Source organism: Lactiplantibacillus sp. 7.2.4, from assembly GCF_018991185.1.
GTDB lineage: Bacteria > Bacillota > Bacilli > Lactobacillales > Lactobacillaceae > Lactiplantibacillus > Lactiplantibacillus pentosus.
The window spans coordinates 1-20,000 of sequence record NZ_JAGYGS010000038.1 but is presented as its reverse complement, the minus strand read 5'-3'; the positions used below and the strand labels follow the sequence as shown (position 1 = coordinate 20,000).

The 20,000-nt window shown below is 46.4% G+C and carries 15 protein-coding genes; all 15 read left to right on the top strand.

The window, feature by feature from the left end:
- The first annotated feature begins 156 nt into the window (after nucleotides 1-156).
- The 15 genes from rpsB (at nucleotide 157) to rbfA (ending at nucleotide 18,747) form a co-directional block, all read left to right on the top strand.
- Nucleotides 157-960, top strand: a complete 804-nt coding sequence (gene rpsB, locus KGF70_RS11405) for a 30S ribosomal protein S2 (RefSeq protein WP_003638969.1) — start codon at nucleotides 157-159, stop codon at nucleotides 958-960.
- Nucleotides 961-1,062: 102 nt separating this feature from the next.
- A complete protein-coding gene (gene tsf / locus KGF70_RS11400; RefSeq protein WP_216769117.1) occupies nucleotides 1,063-1,941 on the top strand; it encodes a translation elongation factor Ts in 879 nt (292 codons plus the stop codon).
- A gap of 199 nt (nucleotides 1,942-2,140) precedes the next feature.
- Nucleotides 2,141-2,863: a UMP kinase gene (gene pyrH, locus KGF70_RS11395; protein WP_003638967.1), complete on the top strand. Its 723-nt coding sequence runs from the start codon at nucleotides 2,141-2,143 to the stop codon at nucleotides 2,861-2,863.
- Nucleotide 2,864: 1 nt separating this feature from the next.
- Nucleotides 2,865-3,428 (top strand): ribosome recycling factor, encoded by a 564-nt coding sequence (gene frr / locus KGF70_RS11390; protein WP_003638966.1) that lies wholly within the window; start codon nucleotides 2,865-2,867, stop codon nucleotides 3,426-3,428.
- A gap of 119 nt (nucleotides 3,429-3,547) precedes the next feature.
- Complete coding sequence (locus tag KGF70_RS11385) at nucleotides 3,548-4,327, top strand: isoprenyl transferase (RefSeq protein ID WP_216769119.1); 780 nt, start codon at nucleotides 3,548-3,550, stop codon at nucleotides 4,325-4,327.
- Between the two features lie 15 nt (nucleotides 4,328-4,342).
- On the top strand, nucleotides 4,343-5,128 hold the full coding sequence (locus KGF70_RS11380) for a phosphatidate cytidylyltransferase (RefSeq protein WP_216769121.1): 786 nt from the start codon (nucleotides 4,343-4,345) through the stop codon (nucleotides 5,126-5,128).
- Between the two features lie 36 nt (nucleotides 5,129-5,164).
- Entirely contained in the window at nucleotides 5,165-6,442 is a 1,278-nt protein-coding gene (gene rseP / locus KGF70_RS11375; RefSeq protein WP_216786445.1) for an RIP metalloprotease RseP, read from the top strand.
- 38 nt (nucleotides 6,443-6,480) lie between these two features.
- On the top strand, nucleotides 6,481-8,190 hold the full coding sequence (locus KGF70_RS11370) for a proline--tRNA ligase (protein WP_216769125.1): 1,710 nt from the start codon (nucleotides 6,481-6,483) through the stop codon (nucleotides 8,188-8,190).
- Between the two features lie 375 nt (nucleotides 8,191-8,565).
- Complete coding sequence (locus KGF70_RS11365; RefSeq protein ID WP_050338488.1) at nucleotides 8,566-12,879, top strand: PolC-type DNA polymerase III; 4,314 nt, start codon at nucleotides 8,566-8,568, stop codon at nucleotides 12,877-12,879.
- A 514-nt stretch (nucleotides 12,880-13,393) separates the two neighbouring features.
- The gene (gene rimP / locus KGF70_RS11360) at nucleotides 13,394-13,870 is read left to right on the top strand and encodes a ribosome maturation factor RimP (protein WP_050338489.1); all 477 of its coding nucleotides are present in this window, start codon (nucleotides 13,394-13,396) and stop codon (nucleotides 13,868-13,870) included.
- A gap of 20 nt (nucleotides 13,871-13,890) precedes the next feature.
- Nucleotides 13,891-15,153 carry a transcription termination factor NusA gene (gene nusA, locus KGF70_RS11355; RefSeq protein ID WP_216769127.1) on the top strand — a complete coding sequence of 421 codons (1,263 nt, stop codon included), beginning with the start codon at nucleotides 13,891-13,893 and terminating at the stop codon, nucleotides 15,151-15,153.
- 41 nt (nucleotides 15,154-15,194) lie between these two features.
- The gene (locus KGF70_RS11350) at nucleotides 15,195-15,494 is read left to right on the top strand and encodes a YlxR family protein (RefSeq protein WP_003638958.1); all 300 of its coding nucleotides are present in this window, start codon (nucleotides 15,195-15,197) and stop codon (nucleotides 15,492-15,494) included.
- Nucleotides 15,484-15,789 (top strand): ribosomal L7Ae/L30e/S12e/Gadd45 family protein, encoded by a 306-nt coding sequence (locus tag KGF70_RS11345; RefSeq protein WP_003638957.1) that lies wholly within the window; start codon nucleotides 15,484-15,486, stop codon nucleotides 15,787-15,789. The genes KGF70_RS11350 and KGF70_RS11345 overlap by 11 nt, the downstream gene beginning before the upstream one ends.
- A gap of 14 nt (nucleotides 15,790-15,803) precedes the next feature.
- Nucleotides 15,804-18,371, top strand: a complete 2,568-nt coding sequence (gene infB, locus KGF70_RS11340) for a translation initiation factor IF-2 (RefSeq protein WP_216786444.1) — start codon at nucleotides 15,804-15,806, stop codon at nucleotides 18,369-18,371.
- Nucleotides 18,372-18,393: 22 nt separating this feature from the next.
- On the top strand, nucleotides 18,394-18,747 hold the full coding sequence (gene rbfA / locus KGF70_RS11335; protein WP_003638955.1) for a 30S ribosome-binding factor RbfA: 354 nt from the start codon (nucleotides 18,394-18,396) through the stop codon (nucleotides 18,745-18,747).
- Nucleotides 18,748-20,000: the final 1,253 nt, after the last annotated feature.

Here is a 20,000-nt window from a genome sequence, read left to right as displayed (position 1 = left end):
AATTGCTTGCATACAACCGGGATTTTCGGTATACTAATTTTCGGTGTTAAAACCAATTCACACCTACTGGGATAATTACGGCGGTGCTCGGGAGAGTGTCGTAATTAGATGAGCAGTGGGGAGGAATAAAACAAATTTTTTGGAGGCACATTTATTATGGCTGTTATTTCTATGAAACAATTGCTTGAAGCCGGTGTCCATTTCGGTCACCAAACTCGTCGTTGGAACCCAAAGATGAAACCATACATCTTTACGGAACGTAACGGAATCTACATCATTGACTTACAAAAGACGGTCAAGATGATCGACTCAGCTTACAACTTCGTTAAGGACGCTGCCGCTGATGATGGCGTTATCTTGTTTGTTGGGACTAAGAAACAAGCCCAAGATTCAATCGAAGAAGAAGCAACTCGTGCAGGTCAATACTACGTTAACCATCGTTGGTTAGGTGGGACTTTGACCAACTGGAACACCATCCAAACTCGGATCAAGCGTCTTAAAGACTTGAAGAAGATGGAAGCTGACGGTACTTTCGAACGTTTACCTAAGAAGGAAGTTTCATTATTAATGAAGCAACGGGCTAAGCTCGAAAAATTCTTGGGCGGTATCGAAGACATGCCTCGGATTCCAGACGTTATCTTCATCGTTGACCCTCGCAAGGAACAAATTGCGGTTAAGGAAGCTCAAAAGTTGAACATTCCAATCGTTGCCATGGTTGATACGAACACCGATCCAGATGATATCGATGTTATTATCCCATCAAACGATGACGCTATCCGTGCCGTTCGTTTGATCACTTCTAAGATGGCTGACGCTGTCATTGAAGGTCGTCAAGGTGAAGACGAAGACGTTACTGAAGATTCTTTCAAAGATGACAAGGATGCTAAGAAGTCCGTTGATTCATTGGAAGACATCGTTGAAGCTGTTGAAGGCGACAACGACGCAAAGTCTGACAAATAATTAATTGAAATAATTAGGCTGCCTAAAAATCGCGGACCATTACGGCCTGATTTTGTGGGCAGCTTTTTATCTAAAAACAAGAGACTCAAAGGAGAGTAAACTATGGCAAAGATTTCTGCAGCACAAGTTAAAGAACTTCGTGATAAAACCGGTGTTGGTATGATGGACGCTAAAAAGGCGTTGGTTGAAACTGAAGGCGACATGGAAAAAGCCGTTGACGTTTTACGTGAAAAAGGGGTTGCCAAGGCTGAAAAGAAGAGTGGCCGGGTTGCCGCTGAAGGTATCGCCGCTGTTGCCATCAAAGACAACAAGGCTGCCATTGTTGAAGTCAACTGTGAAACTGACTCAGTTGCTTCAACTGACAAGTTCAAGGACTTAGTCGCTGAAGTTGCTGACAAGATCGCAGAAGAAAACCCAGCATCTGTTGACGATGCCTTAGCTTTAAAGACGGCTAACGGTACGATCAAAGATGACGTTATCGAAACGACTCAAGTTACTGGTGAAAAGATCAGCCTTCGCCGTTTCCAAGTGGTTGAAAAGGGTGCCGACCAAAACTTTGGTTCATACATCCATAACGGTGGCCAAATTGCCGCTTTAGTTGTGTTAGACGGTGCGGACAGCGCAACTGCTAAGGATGTTGCCATGCACGTTGCTGCCATCAACCCAGAATACGTTAACCGCGAACAAGTGCCTGCTCACCGGTTAGCACATGAAAAAGAAGTTTTAGTTAAGGAAGCCTTGAACGAAGGCAAACCTGAAAAGATCATTGAAAAGATGGTTGAAGGCCGTTTGAACAAGTGGCTCTCAGAAATCAGCTTAGACGACCAAGAATTCGTTAAGGATTCTGACCAAACGGTTGCACACTTTGTTGAATCAAAGGGTGGCAAGGTTAACGCATTCATTCGCTTCGAAGTTGGCGAAGGAATCGAAAAGAAGGCTGACAACTTTATCGATGAAGTTATGAGCCAAATCAAAGACTAATTACTGTCTAAAGGATTAGCTAATTGGGGATTGCGACAAAAAGTTATTTTTGCCGCGGTCTCTTTTTTGTTGCCAGGGCGTGAAGCCGCTTTAAAAAGAGAATTCGGTTAATTTTTCGCGCGGATTGTGCTTGCAAGCCAAACGCTAATTCAAATATATGGTAAAATAATAGACAGATAATTTCGAGGAGGACAAGACGATGTCGGAAGTTAAATATAAGCGCGTGATTCTAAAACTTAGTGGTGAAGCCTTAGCGGGTGAAAAGGGTTTTGGAATCAATCCACCCGTCATTAAAACGGTGGCAGAGGAATTAAAGGACGTCTATGACATGGGCGTACAAATTGCAATCGTTGTCGGCGGTGGCAACATGTGGCGCGGTGAAGCCGGTGCCCAGATGGGAATGGAACGAGCACAAGCCGACTATATTGGCATGCTCGCAACAATCATGAATGCACTCGCGCTTCAAGATAACTTGGAGTCGATTGGTGTTCCGACACGGGTCCAAACGTCGATTGAAATGCGGCAAATCGCGGAACCTTACATTCGGCGTAAGGCAATGCGGCACCTGGAAAAGCGGCGGATCGTTATTTTTGCCGGTGGTACGGGTAGTCCATACTTCTCAACCGATACGACCGCTGCTTTGCGGGCTGCAGAAATCAACGCAGATGCAATTCTGATGGCTAAAAATGGGGTTGATGGCGTTTACTCCGCCGACCCTAATAAGGATGCCAACGCGGTCAAGTTCGATAATTTAACGCATCTTGATATTATCAACAAGGGCCTTCAAGTCATGGATACGACGGCTAGTTCATTGTCGATGGATAATGATATTCCGGTTGTGGTCTTCAACTTGAACGAGCCTGGCAATATTCGGAAAGTCGTTGCCGGTGAACACATCGGTACAACAGTCAGGGGGAAATAAGATGGCAGTCACAGAACCAATTTTAAAAGAAGCACAAGAACGGATGAAGAAGGCTGAAGCCGCACTCCAACGCGAATTAGGTAACATTCGTGCCGGACGCGCCAACGCCTCATTGTTGAACCGGATCTCAGCAGATTACTATGGCGCACAAACACCATTGAATCAGATGGCCGCAATCACGGTCCCAGAACCACGGGTCTTAATGGTGACACCGTTTGATAAGAGTGCCCTTAAGGAAATCGAAAAGGCAATTTTGGCTTCAGATTTAGGAATCAGTCCTGCTAATGACGGCTCTGCCATTCGGTTGGTGATTCCACAATTGACGGAAGAACGCCGTAAAGAATTAGCCAAGGATGTCAAGGCTGAAGGTGAACGCGCGAAGGTTGCTGTACGGAACGTTCGGCGTGACGCCATGGAAGCTTTGAAGAAGGGCCACAAGGATGGTCAATTCACTGATGACCAACTTCATCAGTTGGAAGATCAAGCCCAAAAGCTGACTGATCAAGCCGGCAAGGATGTCGACGCGATCGTAGCGGACAAAGAAAAAGAAATTTTGGAAGGCTAATTACCGACCAATTTATTAAGGCTTGGAGAAATTCAAGCCTTTTTTTGTTGACGAATAGTTAATTGCTGCATTTTTTGGTAAAATAGTGCATAGTTAAGCTAATTTTATGGAGGTGCGCTTTGTTCGCTTTTTTTAATAAGGATGATCCTGCCGATCAAACTGAGATTCAACTGGATCCAAACCGCATTCCAGCACACATCGCCATCATTATGGATGGCAACGGCCGCTGGGCAAAGTCACGGCACTTACCGCGAATTGCTGGACACAAAGAAGGCATGAACACGGTCAAAAAAATTACCATCGCAGCCAGTGATTTAGGCGTCAAAGTCTTGACACTGTATGCATTTTCTACTGAAAATTGGAAGCGGCCAACTGACGAGGTCAATTACCTGATGCAGTTGCCCGTGAGTTTCTTTGACACGTTCGTTCCCGATTTAGTCAAGAATAATGTGCGGGTACAGGTGATGGGGTATATCGACCGGTTGCCCGCTGCCACGCAAAAAGCCGTTCAAGATGCGATTGCGGATACGCAGCAGTGTGACGGCATGGTGTTAAACTTTGCCCTCAACTATGGCTCACGGGCCGAAATCGTGACGGGTGTGCAACAGATTGCCAAGCGGGTGCGTGATGGTGAATTAGATGTCGCTGATATTGATGATGCGACCGTCGACGCGGCGTTGATGACGGCACCACTTGCCCCTTATAATGATCCAGATTTGCTGATTCGAACGAGCGGTGAAGAACGAATCTCAAATTTCTTAATGTGGCAGATTGCTTATAGTGAACTGGTCTTCACGGACGTCAAGTGGCCAGACTTCACAGCGACGACCCTGCAAGCTTGTATCGCGGACTTTCAGAGTCGTGATCGGCGCTTCGGCGGGTTGTCTGATCATAAATAAAAGGGAGTTTTCAGTATGAAACAACGGGTCATTACGGCAGTCGTTGCGTTAATTTTATTTATCCCAGTCATTTTTGTGGGTGGGATTACTTTAGACATCGTTGCCATGTTGCTCGGTGCCATCGCGATGAGTGAATTACTCATCATGCGTAAGAAACTATTGATTTCATTTGAGGCCATCGTTAGTATGCTCGCAGTTATGATTCAAATTGCGCCGACAAAATGGTTCAATGGCTTACCAGATCAGCTCAATAAAGAATATGTGGTTTACTTCTTAGTTATTCTGTTATTGCTGCACACCGTCTGGTCACGCAATCGGTTCTCATTCGATGATGCGGGTGTGTTGACGCTTAGTATTTTGTATATTGGGATGGGCTTCAACTACTTTACCGCGGCACGTGGCATCAACGTTGAAATGTTGTTGTTCTTAATGTTCATCGTGTGGGCAACAGATAGTGGTGCGTACATGGTTGGCCGCAAGCTTGGTAAACATAAGGTGACACCCATTAGTCCCAATAAGACGTGGGAAGGCTGCATCGGTGGTAGCGTGATTGGTGTCATCATCGCCAGTGCGTTTGCCATCGGGTTCCATGTTGGCTATGCGAGTGCCATCAGTATGATTTTGATTACGATTGTCTTATCAATCGTGGGGCAATTCGGCGATCTCGTCGAATCAGCCTTAAAACGCTACTATGGCGTTAAAGATTCTGGTAAGATCTTACCAGGACACGGTGGGATTTTAGACCGTTTTGATAGTATGTTATTAGTTTTCCCAATTGCACACTTATTCGGCTTGTTCTAAGCGAATACCCGAAACGCGGAAGAAAGGGGCGCTAAATTGATCGTTACAATTATTACGTTCATTATCGTTTTCGGAATCTTGGTTATCGTCCATGAATTTGGGCACTTCTATTTTGCCAAAAAGGCTGGGATTTTGGTGCGTGAATTTTCTGTTGGGATGGGACCCAAGGCAGTTGCGTTTCGGCGGAATGCGACGACTTATACGTTACGTTTCTTGCCAATTGGTGGGTACGTGCGGATGGCCGGAGTCGCTGACGATGAGGATGAGGAACTGAAACCCGGAACGCCAGTCAGCTTACAGATCGGTCAGGATGGCATCGTCCATTCAATCAATGCTAGTAAGAAGACGACGTTGTTCAACGGGATTCCGCTATCTGTCACGGCGACCGACTTAGAGCGCGAGCTATGGATCGAAGGCTATGAGAATGGCGATGAGAGCGAAGTTAAACGTTATTCAGTCGACCACGATGCGACCATTATCGAAAGTGATGGGACTGAGGTGCAGATTGCCCCAGTAGATGTTCAATTTCAGTCAGCCAAGCTTTGGCAGCGGATGCTGACCAATTTTGCTGGTCCCATGAATAACTTCATCTTAGCCATCATCACGTTTGCAATCCTGGCGTTCATGCAGGGCGGCGTGACGAGTACGACGACTAATGTTGCGGCGACGACGGCCAATTCGGTTGCGCGTCAAGCTGGGATTCAAAAAGGTGATCAAATTGTCGCCGTCAATGGTAAAAAGATGACCAGTGCGCAGTCGATTTCGCTCCTGATTCAAGACAGTCCCAAGCAACGGTTGCGTTTGACGATCAAACGTGATGGTCAAACCAAAAAAATTACGGTAACACCAGCTGCTAAGACGGTCTCTGGTAATCGCATCGGCCAAATCGGCGTGATGTGGGCGACGAAGATTGACAAGAGTTTTGGTGCCAAATTGGCCTATGGGTTTACGGGCTCATGGAATATCACCAAACAGATTTTTCAGGTCCTCGGCCGGATGGTCACGCATGGCTTCAGTTTGAACGATTTAGGTGGCCCGGTCGCTATCTTTGCCACGACCTCGCAAGCGGCTAAATCAGGTCTGCGAACGGTGATTTATTTGCTGGCAGTCTTGTCGATCAACCTGGGAATTGTCAATTTATTACCAATTCCAGCCCTTGATGGTGGTAAACTATTATTAAACATTGTTGAAGGCATTCGGGGTAACCCACTACGAGTGGAAACGGAAAGTGTCATTACCTTGATTGGTTTTGGCCTCTTGATGTTATTAATGATTTTAGTCACTTGGAATGATATCCAACGATATTTCTTCTAAGCGATACTAATTTGGAATAATAAGGAGAAGATTTGTAGATGAAACAATCGAAACTGTTAATCCCAACACTTAAGGAAGTGCCAAACGACGCTGAAGCCTTAAGTCATCAGATGATGCTGCGGGCGGGCTACATTCGCCAGATTTCGGCCGGAATGTATGCTTACTTGCCATTAGCCTACCGGGTATTAACGAATATTGAACAAATTATTCGTCAAGAAATGGAAAAGATCGATGCAGCAGAAATGCTGGTACCAGCTGTGATTCCTGCCGAGTTATGGAAAGCCACGGGCCGGTATGAAACTTATGGGCCTGAATTATTCAAACTGAAGAATCGGCATGATCGTGAATTCATCTTGGGACCAACCCATGAAGAAACGTTCACGTTTCTGATTCGTGATGAAGTCAAGTCCTACAAGCGGTTGCCATTGACGTTATACCAAATCCAAGCAAAGTATCGTGATGAAGATCGGCCACGTTATGGCTTGTTGCGTGGGCGTGAATTTATTATGAAGGATGCTTATTCCTTCCACGCCGATGAATCTTCACTGGATGACACGTTCCAAGATATGGCGCAAGCTTATCAAAACATCTTCGAACGTTGCGGCTTGAAGTTCCGCTCGATTATCGGTGACGGTGGCGCGATGGGTGGTAAGGATTCACGTGAATACTCAGCAATCGCCCCAGTTGGTGAAGATACGATCGTTTACTCTGATGCCAGTGACTACGCAGCGAACCTTGAAATGGCCCGGAGTTTGTACGTGCCTAAGAAGTCGCATGCGTCACTCAAAGACATGGAAGAAATCGATACCCCTGGTGTGGGTACGATTGAAGAGTTAGCCGACTTCTTGAAGGTCGAAGCAGATCAACTGGTCAAGAGTATTCTGTTTATCGCTGACGACCAGCCAGTGCTGGCTTTAGTTCGTGGTGACCATGAAGTCAATGATATCAAGCTGAAAAACTACCTTGGTGCTGACTTCTTAGATATGGCGACGCCAGAACAAGCACAAGAATACTTGGGTGCTAGCTTTGGTTCACTTGGCCCTGTTAACGTCAGTGACGACGTTAAAATCGTGGCTGACCAGTACGTTAAGGGCATGGTCAACATCACGGTCGGTGCCAACTCAGATGGTCACCACTTCACTAATGTTAATCCAGAACGGGATTTCCATGCTGAAGATTACGTTGACATTCGTTTCGTTCAAGAAGGCGAACTCTCACCAGATGGTGCCGGTGTCTTGAAGTTCACTAAGGGTATCGAAATCGGTCACATCTTCAAGTTGGGGACGCGTTACTCTAAGGACTTGCATGCCGAAGTCTTAGATGCTAATGGTCGCAACGTTCCGGTTATCATGGGCTGCTACGGTATCGGGGTCTCCCGGTTACTCTCAGCGATTGCGGAACAACGCGCCGATGATAATGGTTTAATCTGGCCAAAAGCGATTGCACCATTTGACGTCCACGTCATTCCAGTCAACCCTAAGAAGGCCGAACAAGTCGAAGTTGCTGACCAAGTTGAAGCACAACTGGAAGCTGCTGGCTACAAGGTCTTGTATGATGACCGGAAGGAACGGCCTGGGGTTAAGTTTGCAGATTCTGACTTGATGGGGATTCCAGCGCGGATCACCATTGGGAAGAAGGCCAGTGAAGGCATCGTTGAAATCAAACTTCGCCAGACTGGTGAGACGCTTGAAGTTAAACAAGAAGAGATCGCTAATAATTTAGCTGTCTTACTTGAAAATATTGACTAATTACACGATAGCGTTGCGTCATGTAACGCGCTAGTCATTTTTGTTAGTTATTGGAAGAAATCATCTAGTTGGGATTTACGAGAACTAGATGATTTTTCTTTTGCCAACCAATCACGTGGCGCGAGCCACAGACTGTGATAAAATAGTAACGTTTCATGTGAACGGGTCACACTTTCACTGAATCGGTGATAGATGTGAGTACTTAGGTTCTCTGAGCCGTGTGATTGCAGTAACTGGCTTCACTTTGGACCTTGATGATGTTTCAGAAGTGATGTTGATTAGCTTGTAGTCAGACCCAGACAGCCGTTCACATCAGCACCGAAATAGGCGTTAACTAATCAAGAACGTTTAAATGAGATAAGAGGAGGACCACTGGTGAGTTTAAACCAACAAGAAATGTTCGAGAAACTCCTCGAACAAATTGAGATGCCGACAGGTCCTGAATTCGAGGCCGCGGCGATCGATAAGTTGACCGTGCATCAAGCTTCCAAAGTTTGGGAATTTCATTTGCATTTTCAACACGTGCTGCCTTACTCGCAATTTATGACGTTTCAAAATAAACTCCAAATTGCGTTCAAGGACATTGCCCGGGTGACGTATAAAATCGTAACGGATGATACCGAAGTCAACGGTCGCGAACTAGCAGAGTATTGGGAGTGGATCGTTCAACATAGTGGGATTAAGTCGTCACTTGTTCAGTCTTTGTGCAATAGCAACGTACCGACCTATGAAGATGGTCGCGTCATTCTATTAGCTGAAAATGAAGTGATTCAAAATTTCTTGACCAATCAAGCTTTGGGGCCGATTGAATCGACGTATCATCGACTCGGGTTTCCAAAGTTCTCGATCCACACGATGATTGACGAAAGTGCGTCACAAGCAAAAATCAAGGAATTCCACGAGCAGAAGGCCAAGTCGGATCAAGAACTGGCGAAAAAGGCCGAAGCGGCCATTAAGAAAGCCAATGAAAAGCGGCAGAAGCAGGCTGATTCTCCGGCGCCAATCGATGGTCCAGTGCAATTAGGAAAGCAAATCAATCCGCAAGAACCAGCCAAACAAATGGTTCAAATTACGGAAGAAGAGCGGTCTGTCATCGTTGAAGGTTACGTTTTCGACATGGAAGTCCGGACGCTGCGTTCACAACGACAGTTATTGATTTTAAAAGTAACCGATTATAGCTCGTCGATGGTTGTTAAGAAGTTCTCTCGGAATGCAGACGACGAGGCCCAATTTGCAGCGCTACACACTGGGATGTGGGTCCGTGTTCGCGGTTCCGTTCAAGAAGATAGTTTCATGCGGGATTTGACGATCAACGCATACGACATTAATGAGACGTCGCACGCCAGTCGTCAAGATACGGCGCCAGCGGATGATAAACGAGTGGAACTACATCTACACTCCAACATGAGTCAGATGGATGCGACCAACAGTGTCAGCGATTACGTCAAACAGGCGGCCAAGTGGGGCCATCCGGCAATCGCCATCACTGACCATTCGGGTGCCCAGGCCTTTCCGGAAGCTTTTGCAGCCGGTGAAAAGAATAATATCAAAATTTTGTATGGGGTCGAAGCCAACATGGTCGATGACGGGGTGCCGATTGCTTACAACGACGCGCACGTTGATTTAAAAGAATCGACTTACGTTATCTTTGATACTGAAACGACCGGACTATCCGCCATCTATGACCGGGTCATCGAATTGTCTGCAGTTAAGATGGTCAAAGGAAACGTTGTCGACCAGTTTGAAGAATTTATCGACCCTGGTTTTCATTTATCGGAAACGACGACCAATTTGACCAGTATTACGGATGACATGGTCCGTGGTTCGAAATCCGAAGAGGAAGTCTTTAAGTTATTCCGTGAATTCTATGGCGATGCCATCGTTGTTGGTCATAACGTCACTTTCGATATCGGGTTCATGAATACCGGGTACGCGCGTCATCATATGGGCCCCATCACGAATCCAATTATTGACACGTTAACGCTGGCGCGCTGGCTATACCCGAATTTACGGGGTTACCGGTTAAATACGCTGGCCAAGAAATTCAACGTTAACTTGGAACACCATCACCGGGCGATTTATGATGCGGAATCTACGGGACATTTGAACCACATCTTTTTGAAGGACGCCGAGGAACGCTATGGGGTCCAGTTCCACGAACAATTAAATGATCATATGAATGAGAATGCAGCTTATCGCCACGCGCGGCCATTCCACGCGACATTGTATGCGCAGACGCAAGCCGGTTTGAAGAACCTGTTCCGAATCATTTCACTATCTAACGTCGAATACTATTACCGGGTGCCACGGGTGCCGCGAAGCATTCTGAACAAATATCGAGATGGAATTCTGGTCGGTTCGGCTTGCTCAAGTGGTGAAGTCTTCACCGCAATGATGCAAAAAGGGAAGGAAGAAGCCCGTCAGAAGGCTGGTTACTATGACTTCCTGGAGGTCCAACCAAAAGCGGCTTACTCGGCACTGATTGAGAGTGGCTTGATTGCCGATACGGCTCACTTAGAAGAGATTATCGGTAACATGGTCGAACTAGGTCATGAAATGAATATTCCGGTCGCTGCGACTGGCGATGTTCATTATCTCAACCCAGAAGATAAAATTTATCGTAAGATCTTGATTCATTCGCAACCCGGGAATCCGTTGAATCGAACGGAACGCCCAGATGTGCATTTCCGCTCGACAGACGAAATGCTCAAAGATTTTGATTTTCTCGGTGCGGATACCGCCCATGAAATTGTTGTCGACACCCCACGAGCGATTGCGGACCGGTTTGAAATCGTCCGTCCAGTCAAGGACAAATTGTATACGCCGCGGATGAAGGGTGCCGAAGCTGAAATCGAGAAGCTGACGATGGATCGAGCCCATGCTTGGTACGGCGATCCGTTGCCGGAAATCGTCCAAAAACGAGTCGACAAAGAGTTGAAGAGTATTATCGGGAACGGGTTCTCGGTTATTTACCTGATTGCCCAACGGCTGGTATTCAAGAGTAACAAGGACGGTTACCTGGTTGGGTCGCGTGGTTCCGTTGGGTCTAGTCTGGTCGCAACGCTATCTGGGATTACGGAAGTTAACCCGATGCCGCCACATTACCGTTGTCCAAATTGCCAATATTCGCATTTCTATACGAATAATGAATATGGTTCTGGCTACGATTTACCGCCGAAGGATTGTCCTGAATGTGGCACTAACATGGTTCGTGACGGGCAAAACATCCCATTCGAAACTTTCCTTGGTTTCTACGGAAACAAGGTGCCGGATATTGATTTAAACTTCTCCGGTGACTACCAACCGATTGCCCACAACTATACCAAAGTCTTGTTCGGTGAGAAAAATGTTTACCGTGCCGGGACGATTGGAACGGTCGCAGATAAGACTGGTTATGGCTACGTCAAGGCGTACGAACGTGATACCAATCAAACGTTGCGTTCAGCCGAGGTCGACCGGTTAGCCAAAGGCACGACGGGGGTCAAGCGGACGACTGGGCAACATCCGGCCGGTATCATTGTTGTGCCGGACTATATGGATATTTATGACTTTACACCAGTCCAATATCCCGCTGACGACCAGAGTGCGGCCTGGCAAACGACCCACTTTGATTTCCATTCGATTCATGATAATATCTTGAAAATTGATATTCTGGGGCATGATGACCCGACGATGATTCGGATGCTCCAAGATTTGTCGGGAATTCAACCTGAAAGCATTCCGCCAGTTGATCCGAATGTCATGAAGATTTTCTCAAGTCCCGAAGTCTTAGGCGTCACTGAAGACCAGATTTTCTCTAAAACGGGGACCCTGGGTATTCCTGAATTCGGGACGCGCTTCGTCCGGGGAATGCTGGAAGAAACCCATCCGTCGACGTTTAACGAATTGCTTCAAATCTCTGGACTCTCCCACGGGACCGACGTGTGGCTCGGCAACGCGGAAGAATTGATCAAGGATGGTACGGTTACGCTGGCCGAAGTTATTGGGTGTCGTGATAACATCATGACCGACTTGATTCACTATGGGATGGAATCTGATATGTCCTTCCAAATCATGGAACACGTGCGGAAGGGTCGTGGGATTCCTGACGAGTGGCAACAGGCGATGAAGGATGCTGACGTTCCCGATTGGTACATCGAGTCGTGTCTCAAAATCAAGTACATGTTCCCACGGGCGCATGCGGCGGCTTATATCTTGATGGCGTTGCGGGTCGCGTACTTCAAAGTATACTTCCCACTGATTTACTACACGGCCTACTTCTCGGTGCGAGCGGATGATTTTGACCTCGTCGCGATGGCTCATGGTAAGGAAGCGGTCAAGGCCTCGATGAAAGCCATCACGGATAAAGGGATGGATGCGAGTGCCAAGGAAAAGAACTTGCTGACGGTGCTCGAGCTGGCGAATGAAATGTTGGAACGTGGCTTCAACTTCTCCATGGTCGACTTAGACAAGTCGGATGCATCCGATTGGTTGATTGATGGTGACACGCTGATTGCACCATTCCGAGCCGTGCCTGGTCTTGGACTGAACGTTGCCAAGCAGATTGTGGCTGCACGCGCGGATAAACCATTCCTATCGAAGGAAGATTTATCGAAACGCGGTAAGGTTTCTAAGAGCTTGATCGACTTCATGACCGAAAATGGGGTTCTGAACGATTTACCGGATGAAAACCAATTATCTCTGTTTTAATTGAAGATGGATTGTGCGGTTTAATCATCTTTTACGCGTTATGCTAGTTGTTATTTAGTATTATAGATGATTAAATCATACCAATTGTTGGGCTTGCTGTTCGTCTGCATGTGCTCGTCCTAGTCCGACTTCCAGGGCCGGCTGACAATTGCTTGAACGTAAGCCGACATCGATTTGAACTCACGCAGAAACCCACTGAGCAATTTCAAACACGAGTACAACGCGTCCAATAAGTTAAAAATTGATGAAATTTTAGTCAAATTGGACGTGCAACGGGCAACATTGCAGTTTGTGGCCACATGATGCGCAGCAATGCCGTCATATCAGTGATTAGCGTGCTTTTGTGGCACGGTTTCGACGGGTAATTAATTGCCAGTGCTAACGGCTATAAAAGGCGTGAGCTTGCGGTTTGACCATAATTGTGCTAATATATGATTGTAATTTAAAACTCGTTAACGAGTGAGCAGCGATGCTCACTCTTTTTATTGGACTAATCTGAATAGGAGGCACAGCCTTGAGCAATAATGTTGTTGAAACCATTCAGCCAGTGGCCGCAGCCATTGTCAGCGCACACCAGTTTGAACTCGTCGACCTGGAATTTGTGCGCGAAGGTCAGAGCTGGTACTTGCGGCTCTACATCGACAAGCCAGGCGGCATTAATATTGAAGAATGTGCGATGGTTAGTGATGAACTAAGTGAGAAGTTGGATACGATGGAACCTGATCCAATTCCACAAGCTTACTTTTTAGAGGTCTCTTCGCCTGGTGCGGAACGGCCGCTGAAGAAGGAAGCGGATTATCAAAATGCCATCGGAAAATATGTACACGTTGGTTTATACCAGAAATTAGATGGTAAAAAGGTCTTTGAAGGTGATTTGACGGAAGTCACGCCAACCACGGTGACAATCGATTATTTAGATAAGACCCGTCATAAGACGGTCACGATCAATCGTGATCAGATTTCACAAGCCCGCTTAGCGGTAAAGTTCTAAATAAGTAAAGGAGTCTACACATGAGTAAGGAATTATTAGGGGCCTTAGACACCCTCGAATCAGAAAAGGGCATCAAAAAAGAAGTTGTGATCGAAGCCCTCGAAGCTGCCTTGGTTTCTGCATACAAACGGAACTACGGTCAGGCGCAAAACGTTGAAGTTGACTTTGATCAAGTAAAGGGTAATATTCACGTATATGCGGTCAAAGAAGTCGTTGAAGATGTTTTTGACTCACGGCTGGAAGTTAGCTTACAAGACGCGTTAGCAATTAACCGGGCTTACGAAATTGGTGATGACATTCGGTTTGAAGTCACACCTAAGAACTTTGGTCGCATCGCTGCTCAAACAGCCAAGCAGGTTATCATGCAACGGGTACGTGAAGCTGAACGTGGGATCATCTATGACGAATACAGCCAGTACGAAAATGAAATCGTCACTGGTGAAGTTGAACGCCAAGATAATCGGTTCGTTTACGTTAGCTTAGGTAAGGTGGAAGCCGTTATGGGCCGCTCTGACCAATTACCAGGTGAAGTATACCGGATTCACGATAAAATCAAGGTTTACGTTTCTAAAGTGGAAAATGCCACTAAGGGTCCCCAAGTGTTCGTTTCGCGGACTGCGCCGGACTTGTTGAAACGGTTGTTTGAACAAGAAGTGCCTGAAATCTTCGACGGAATCGTTGAAATCGTCTCAATTGCTCGTGAAGCGGGTGATCGCGCTAAGGTCGCAGTTCGTTCAAACAATCCAAACGTTGATCCAGTCGGGACCTGTGTCGGACCAAAAGGCCAACGGGTCCAAACCATTGTTAACGAACTCCATGGCGAAAACATGGATATTGTTGAATGGACGGATGATACGGCAGTCTTCATCGCCAATGCGTTGAATCCCGCCGAAGTCTTGGATGTCATTTTTGACCCTGAAAACGAACGCGGCTGTACCGTGGTCGTTCCTGATTACCAATTATCATTAGCAATTGGGAAACGTGGTCAAAATGCACGTTTAGCAGCTAAGTTGACCGGCTTCAAGATCGATATCAAATCTGAAACCGAAGCATCTGATATAATGGATGCAAACCCTGATGATGTGGCAGCTGCCGAAACTGCACCACAAGCAGCGACTGAAGATGCCCCTGTCAGTGATGATGTGGCTGACGATGTTGCCGCTGAACCATCAGCAGCGACTGACGCAGAAACTGAAGCAACTGATTCAGAAGCAACTGAACCTGAAGCAGTCACCGATTCAGAAGCTGCAGCCTCTGATGAAGCTGCAAGTGACGCTGAATAGGGTCAGGTTCGTAATGAAGTAATCAAAGGAGGTCTGGGATTATGAAAAAAAGAAAAGTGCCGTTACGAAAGGACATTGTGACGGGTGAAATGCATCCCAAAAAAGACTTAGTCCGGGTCGTTAAGAACAAGCAGGATGAAGTTTCCGTAGATCCAACTGGTAAGAAGCCAGGACGCGGTGCTTACATTGCGTTAGACGTTGCAGTTGCCCAACGTGCCAAGAAGGAAAAAACCTTCGATAAGGCATTCGGCATCAAAGTCGAAGCGGATTTTTACGATGAATTGGTGGCCTACGTGGATCACCAACAAGCGCGAAAGGAACTCTTCGGAAATGACGCCTAACCAAGCTTGTTTGAACCTACTGGGCCTTTCACGGCGTGCCAGTAAGCAAATTGCAGGCGAAGGCTTGACCTTAGCTGCGATTCGTAATCAGACGGCCAAGCTAGTCTTTATTGCTAGTGATGCCGGTCCCACGACTGCCAAAAAGTTCCATGATAAGGCCCAATCTTATGATGTTCCTGTGATCGATACCTTTACTAAAGCTGAAATGAATGCGGCGACGGGCAATAAACGAACCGTTTATGCCATTACTGACGCCGGGTTTGCCAAGAAAATGGTGGCGATCATGAATCAGTAAAGGAGGGTGAAACTATGGGAAAACAGCGAATTTACGAACTTGCGAAGACCTTGAACGTGCCAAGCAAACAATTGATTGCGCAAGCACAACAATTGGGCTTCGCGGTTAAAAATCATATGTCGACCCTCGGTGACGCTGAAGTCCGCCAGTTAACTGGCGCGGCGACCGTTACCCATCCTAAGTCTCAATCGGCTCCGGCACAGCGGAGTCAGGCGACGCATACCGTCGCCAAAAATGTGACACGAACTGCTAATCAGCAGCAATCCAACTCGCGTCATTTACAGAGTGGTGATTCTTTGAATAATAATCGTAATAATAACCAAAATAATAGTCAAAGTCGCAATAACAATGGCGGCAGCCGGTCTAATGGTAACGCAACCCGGTCCAACAATAATACGCGGACAAACAATAGTCGCAATAACGGCGGCAATGGGGCTAACCGGTCTAATAACAGCAGTAACCAGCCAAATAACAACCGTTCTAACAATGGCGGTAACCGTTCTAACAACACTAGCAACCGTAGCAACAATAACGGTGGCCAAAACCGGAACAGCAACAACAACCGTAGTTCGAACAGCAACAATTCCAACAACAATCGTTCTAACGGGACGACGAACAGTGCGCGGAATGGTAGCGGCCGCTTCGGTGGTAGTTTGAATAGTAACAACAATGGTGGCGGCAACGGTGGTGGTCGTTATCGTGGTGGTAACAACAATAACCGTCGTCGTAACAACCGCAACAACCGGAACCGCACTAACAACAAGAATCAACGGATTCGCCAAGTGAACAACAAGCCGGCGCCAGTTCGTAAGGACAAGCCGTTGCCAGAAACACTGGTCTACACGGTCGGCATGAACGCCCAAGATTTAGGGAAGTTATTGCACCGTGAACCAGCTGAAATTATTAAGAAGTTATTCATGTTGGGCGTGGCGGTTAACCAAAACCAGTCACTCGACAAGGATACGATTGAAATTTTAGCGACAGATTACGGCATTGACGCCCAAGAAAAAGTTGAAGTTGACGTCACTGACTTAGACAAGTTCTTCGATGACGAAGTGAATAATACCGATAACCTTGAACCACGGGCACCAGTGGTTACTGTCATGGGACACGTTGACCATGGTAAGACGACCTTGCTGGACAAATTACGGCATACTCATGTTACTGAAGGCGAAGCCGGTGGGATCACGCAAGCAATCGGGGCTTATCAAGTTAAGCACGATGGCAAAATCATCACTTTCTTAGATACACCAGGGCATGCGGCCTTTACTGAAATGCGGGCGCGTGGTGCTGATATTACTGATATCACGGTCTTAGTGGTTGCTGCGGATGATGGTGTGATGCCACAAACCATCGAAGCCATCAACCATGCGAAGGCTGCTAAGGTGCCAATCATTGTTGCAGTCAACAAGATTGATAAGCCAGGTGCTAACCCGAACCATGTCATGGAACAATTGACTGAATATGGGTTGATTCCTGAAGACTGGGGTGGCGACACGATCTTCGTTCAGATTTCGGCTAAGTTCGGTAAGAACCTTGACGAATTATTGGACATGATCTTATTACAATCTGAAGTCCTTGAATTAACGGCTAACCCTAAGCAAAATGCGGCTGGGTCTGTCTTGGAAGCCAGCCTTGACCGTGGGAAAGGATCAACTGCGACCTTGCTTGTTCAACAAGGGACGATGCATGTCGGTGATCCAATCGTTGTCGGCAATACCTATGGGAAAGTTCGGACAATGACCAACGACCATGGGAAGCGCATCAAAGAAGCCGTTCCTTCAACCCCAATTGAAATTACTGGGTTGAATGATGTGCCAGATGCTGGCGACCGTTTCGTTGTCTTTGATGATGAAAAGACAGCACGTGACGCCGGTGAACAACGGGCAAAACAAGCCTTAATGGAAGAACGTAAGCAGACGACGCATGTAACCTTGGATAACCTCTTTGATTCTATGAAGCAAGGGGAACTCAAGGAAGTTGACGTGATTATTAAGGCTGACGTTCAAGGTTCTGTTGAAGCCTTAGCTGGTAGCTTACGTAAAATCGACGTTGAAGGTGTTCGGGTCAACATTATCCATACGGCCGTTGGGGCAATCAACGAAAGTGACGTTGCCTTAGCCGAAGCAAGTAACGCCATCATCATCGGGTTCAACGTACGGCCAACGCCACAAGCCAAAGCCCAAGCTGACACAGACGATGTTGATATTCGTTTGCATCAAGTCATCTACAACGCTATCGATGAAATCGAGAGTGCGATGAAAGGGATGCTCGAACCGAAGTATGAAGAAGAAATCACTGGTCAAGCTGAAATTCGTGAAATCTACAAGGTTTCTAAGCTTGGAACTATCGGTGGTGGGATGGTCACTGATGGGGTCATCCACCGCGATTCCGGTGTTCGCGTCATTCGCGATGGTGTCGTGATTTATGACGGTAAGTTAGCTAGTTTACGGCGCTTCAAGGATGATGTGAAGGAAGTCAAGCAAGGCTTCGAACTTGGTCTTCGGGTCGAAGACTACAACGATATCAAAGTTAATGATGTCATTGAAGCTTACGTCATGAAGGAAGTTCCGATTGAATAACCTTTCAAAGGGGGATTAACCGATGGCACAACATTATCGTGTGGGTCGTCTAGAACAGGAAATCGAACGTGAAGTTAATGATATTTTATTGAAACGGGTTCGTGATCCACGGGTCGCAGGTGTGACGATTACTGGCGTCACAGTTACTGGTGACTTACAGCAGGCGACCATCTACTACAGTATTTTGTCCGATAAAGCATCCGATGGCGAGAAGACGGCAGCTGGTTTGTCTAAGGCAACTGGCCTGATTCGCAGCGAATTAGGGTCACGACTTAGCATCTACAAGACGCCGGAATTAACATTCGAACGGGATAACTCTGTTCAGTACGGTAGCCGGATCGATGAATTAATCAATAATTTAAAACGGCAAGACTAACCACTTGCCAAACCAAACGCCCTTGTCGCTATTGTGTGACGAGGGCGTTTTTTAGTACCCAATTAACGTATTGTGCCCGCTAATTTGGCGTGAATCATGATTAAAACGTGCCAATTGTTTGGTTTACTGTTCGTCAGCCGATGCACTCCCTAATCCGACTTCCGGGGCCGGCTGACAATTGCTGGAACGTAAGCCGACATCGATTTGAACTTACGCAGAAGACCACTGCGCAATTTCAAATACGAGTCTTATTCTAAGCCGGAAGAAGCCCACTTCCAGCTAAGAATAATTTGGCTACTGAGCATTGTCAGCCGGCCCCTCCAGTCGGGAACCCGCTCGAATGACAGATGAACAACCACCTATCTGGGTACAATTGACCACTGAATATTAGGAGACTGGTCCTTTATTCAAACGTTGAATTCGCGTCTATGATGATTTATAGCATCTAAATACTGATGAGATGATTTGAAGATTATCGATTCATTGGCAATTCGTCTTAAGATAGACGATTGAACTGAAACGTAGAATTACCTTTCAGTTTGTATTTAAGATTCGACCAATTCAATGTCTAGAGAAAATCTTGATAACGTAAAGTAAGACCGAGGATTTGACGATCCAAACGCAAGAGTGACGAGCCAGAAATCATCAGAAGTCACCCTTACCGTTAATCATTATTCTGACTGGTTACTAAGAATCAGCGATCAGTACATTAAAAATTGGGTCCGCACATGTCTGCCTTTCGAATGCCTGGAAGCCGGCATAGGAAGCATCCACCCCAGAAAGTTTACGATAACTCGCACTGTTTCCAGCGGACCTCAGCTGGCAGCACTTGAACTTAGAAAATAGCACGTTTTAATCATCGATAGTGCCAATTAGGACGTTGTACAATGCGTATTCAAACTGTTTCCAGCGAACCACAGTTGACAATATTTGAAACAAAATTCCAAATTAAAATGAAATTAGGGTTGACGAATCTAAATGAGAATGTTTTAATATAAACAATCAATGAAACGGAAAGGATAGATGATAATGACTCAATTCAACACGACTGCTTATTATTATGGCTTTGCTTATTTTAGGTAGCGCCCGTATTGGAACCTTAGATACGGACGGCACCTACGTTCGTGTCTAAGCAGAGTCAATTCATCTTGACCAGCTAGACACTGTGAGTCTAGCTGGAATAATAATCATCAATTGGAATTAAAATTTGATGAGCCAGCTAGATTATTCAATCTAGCTGGCCTTTTTTATTT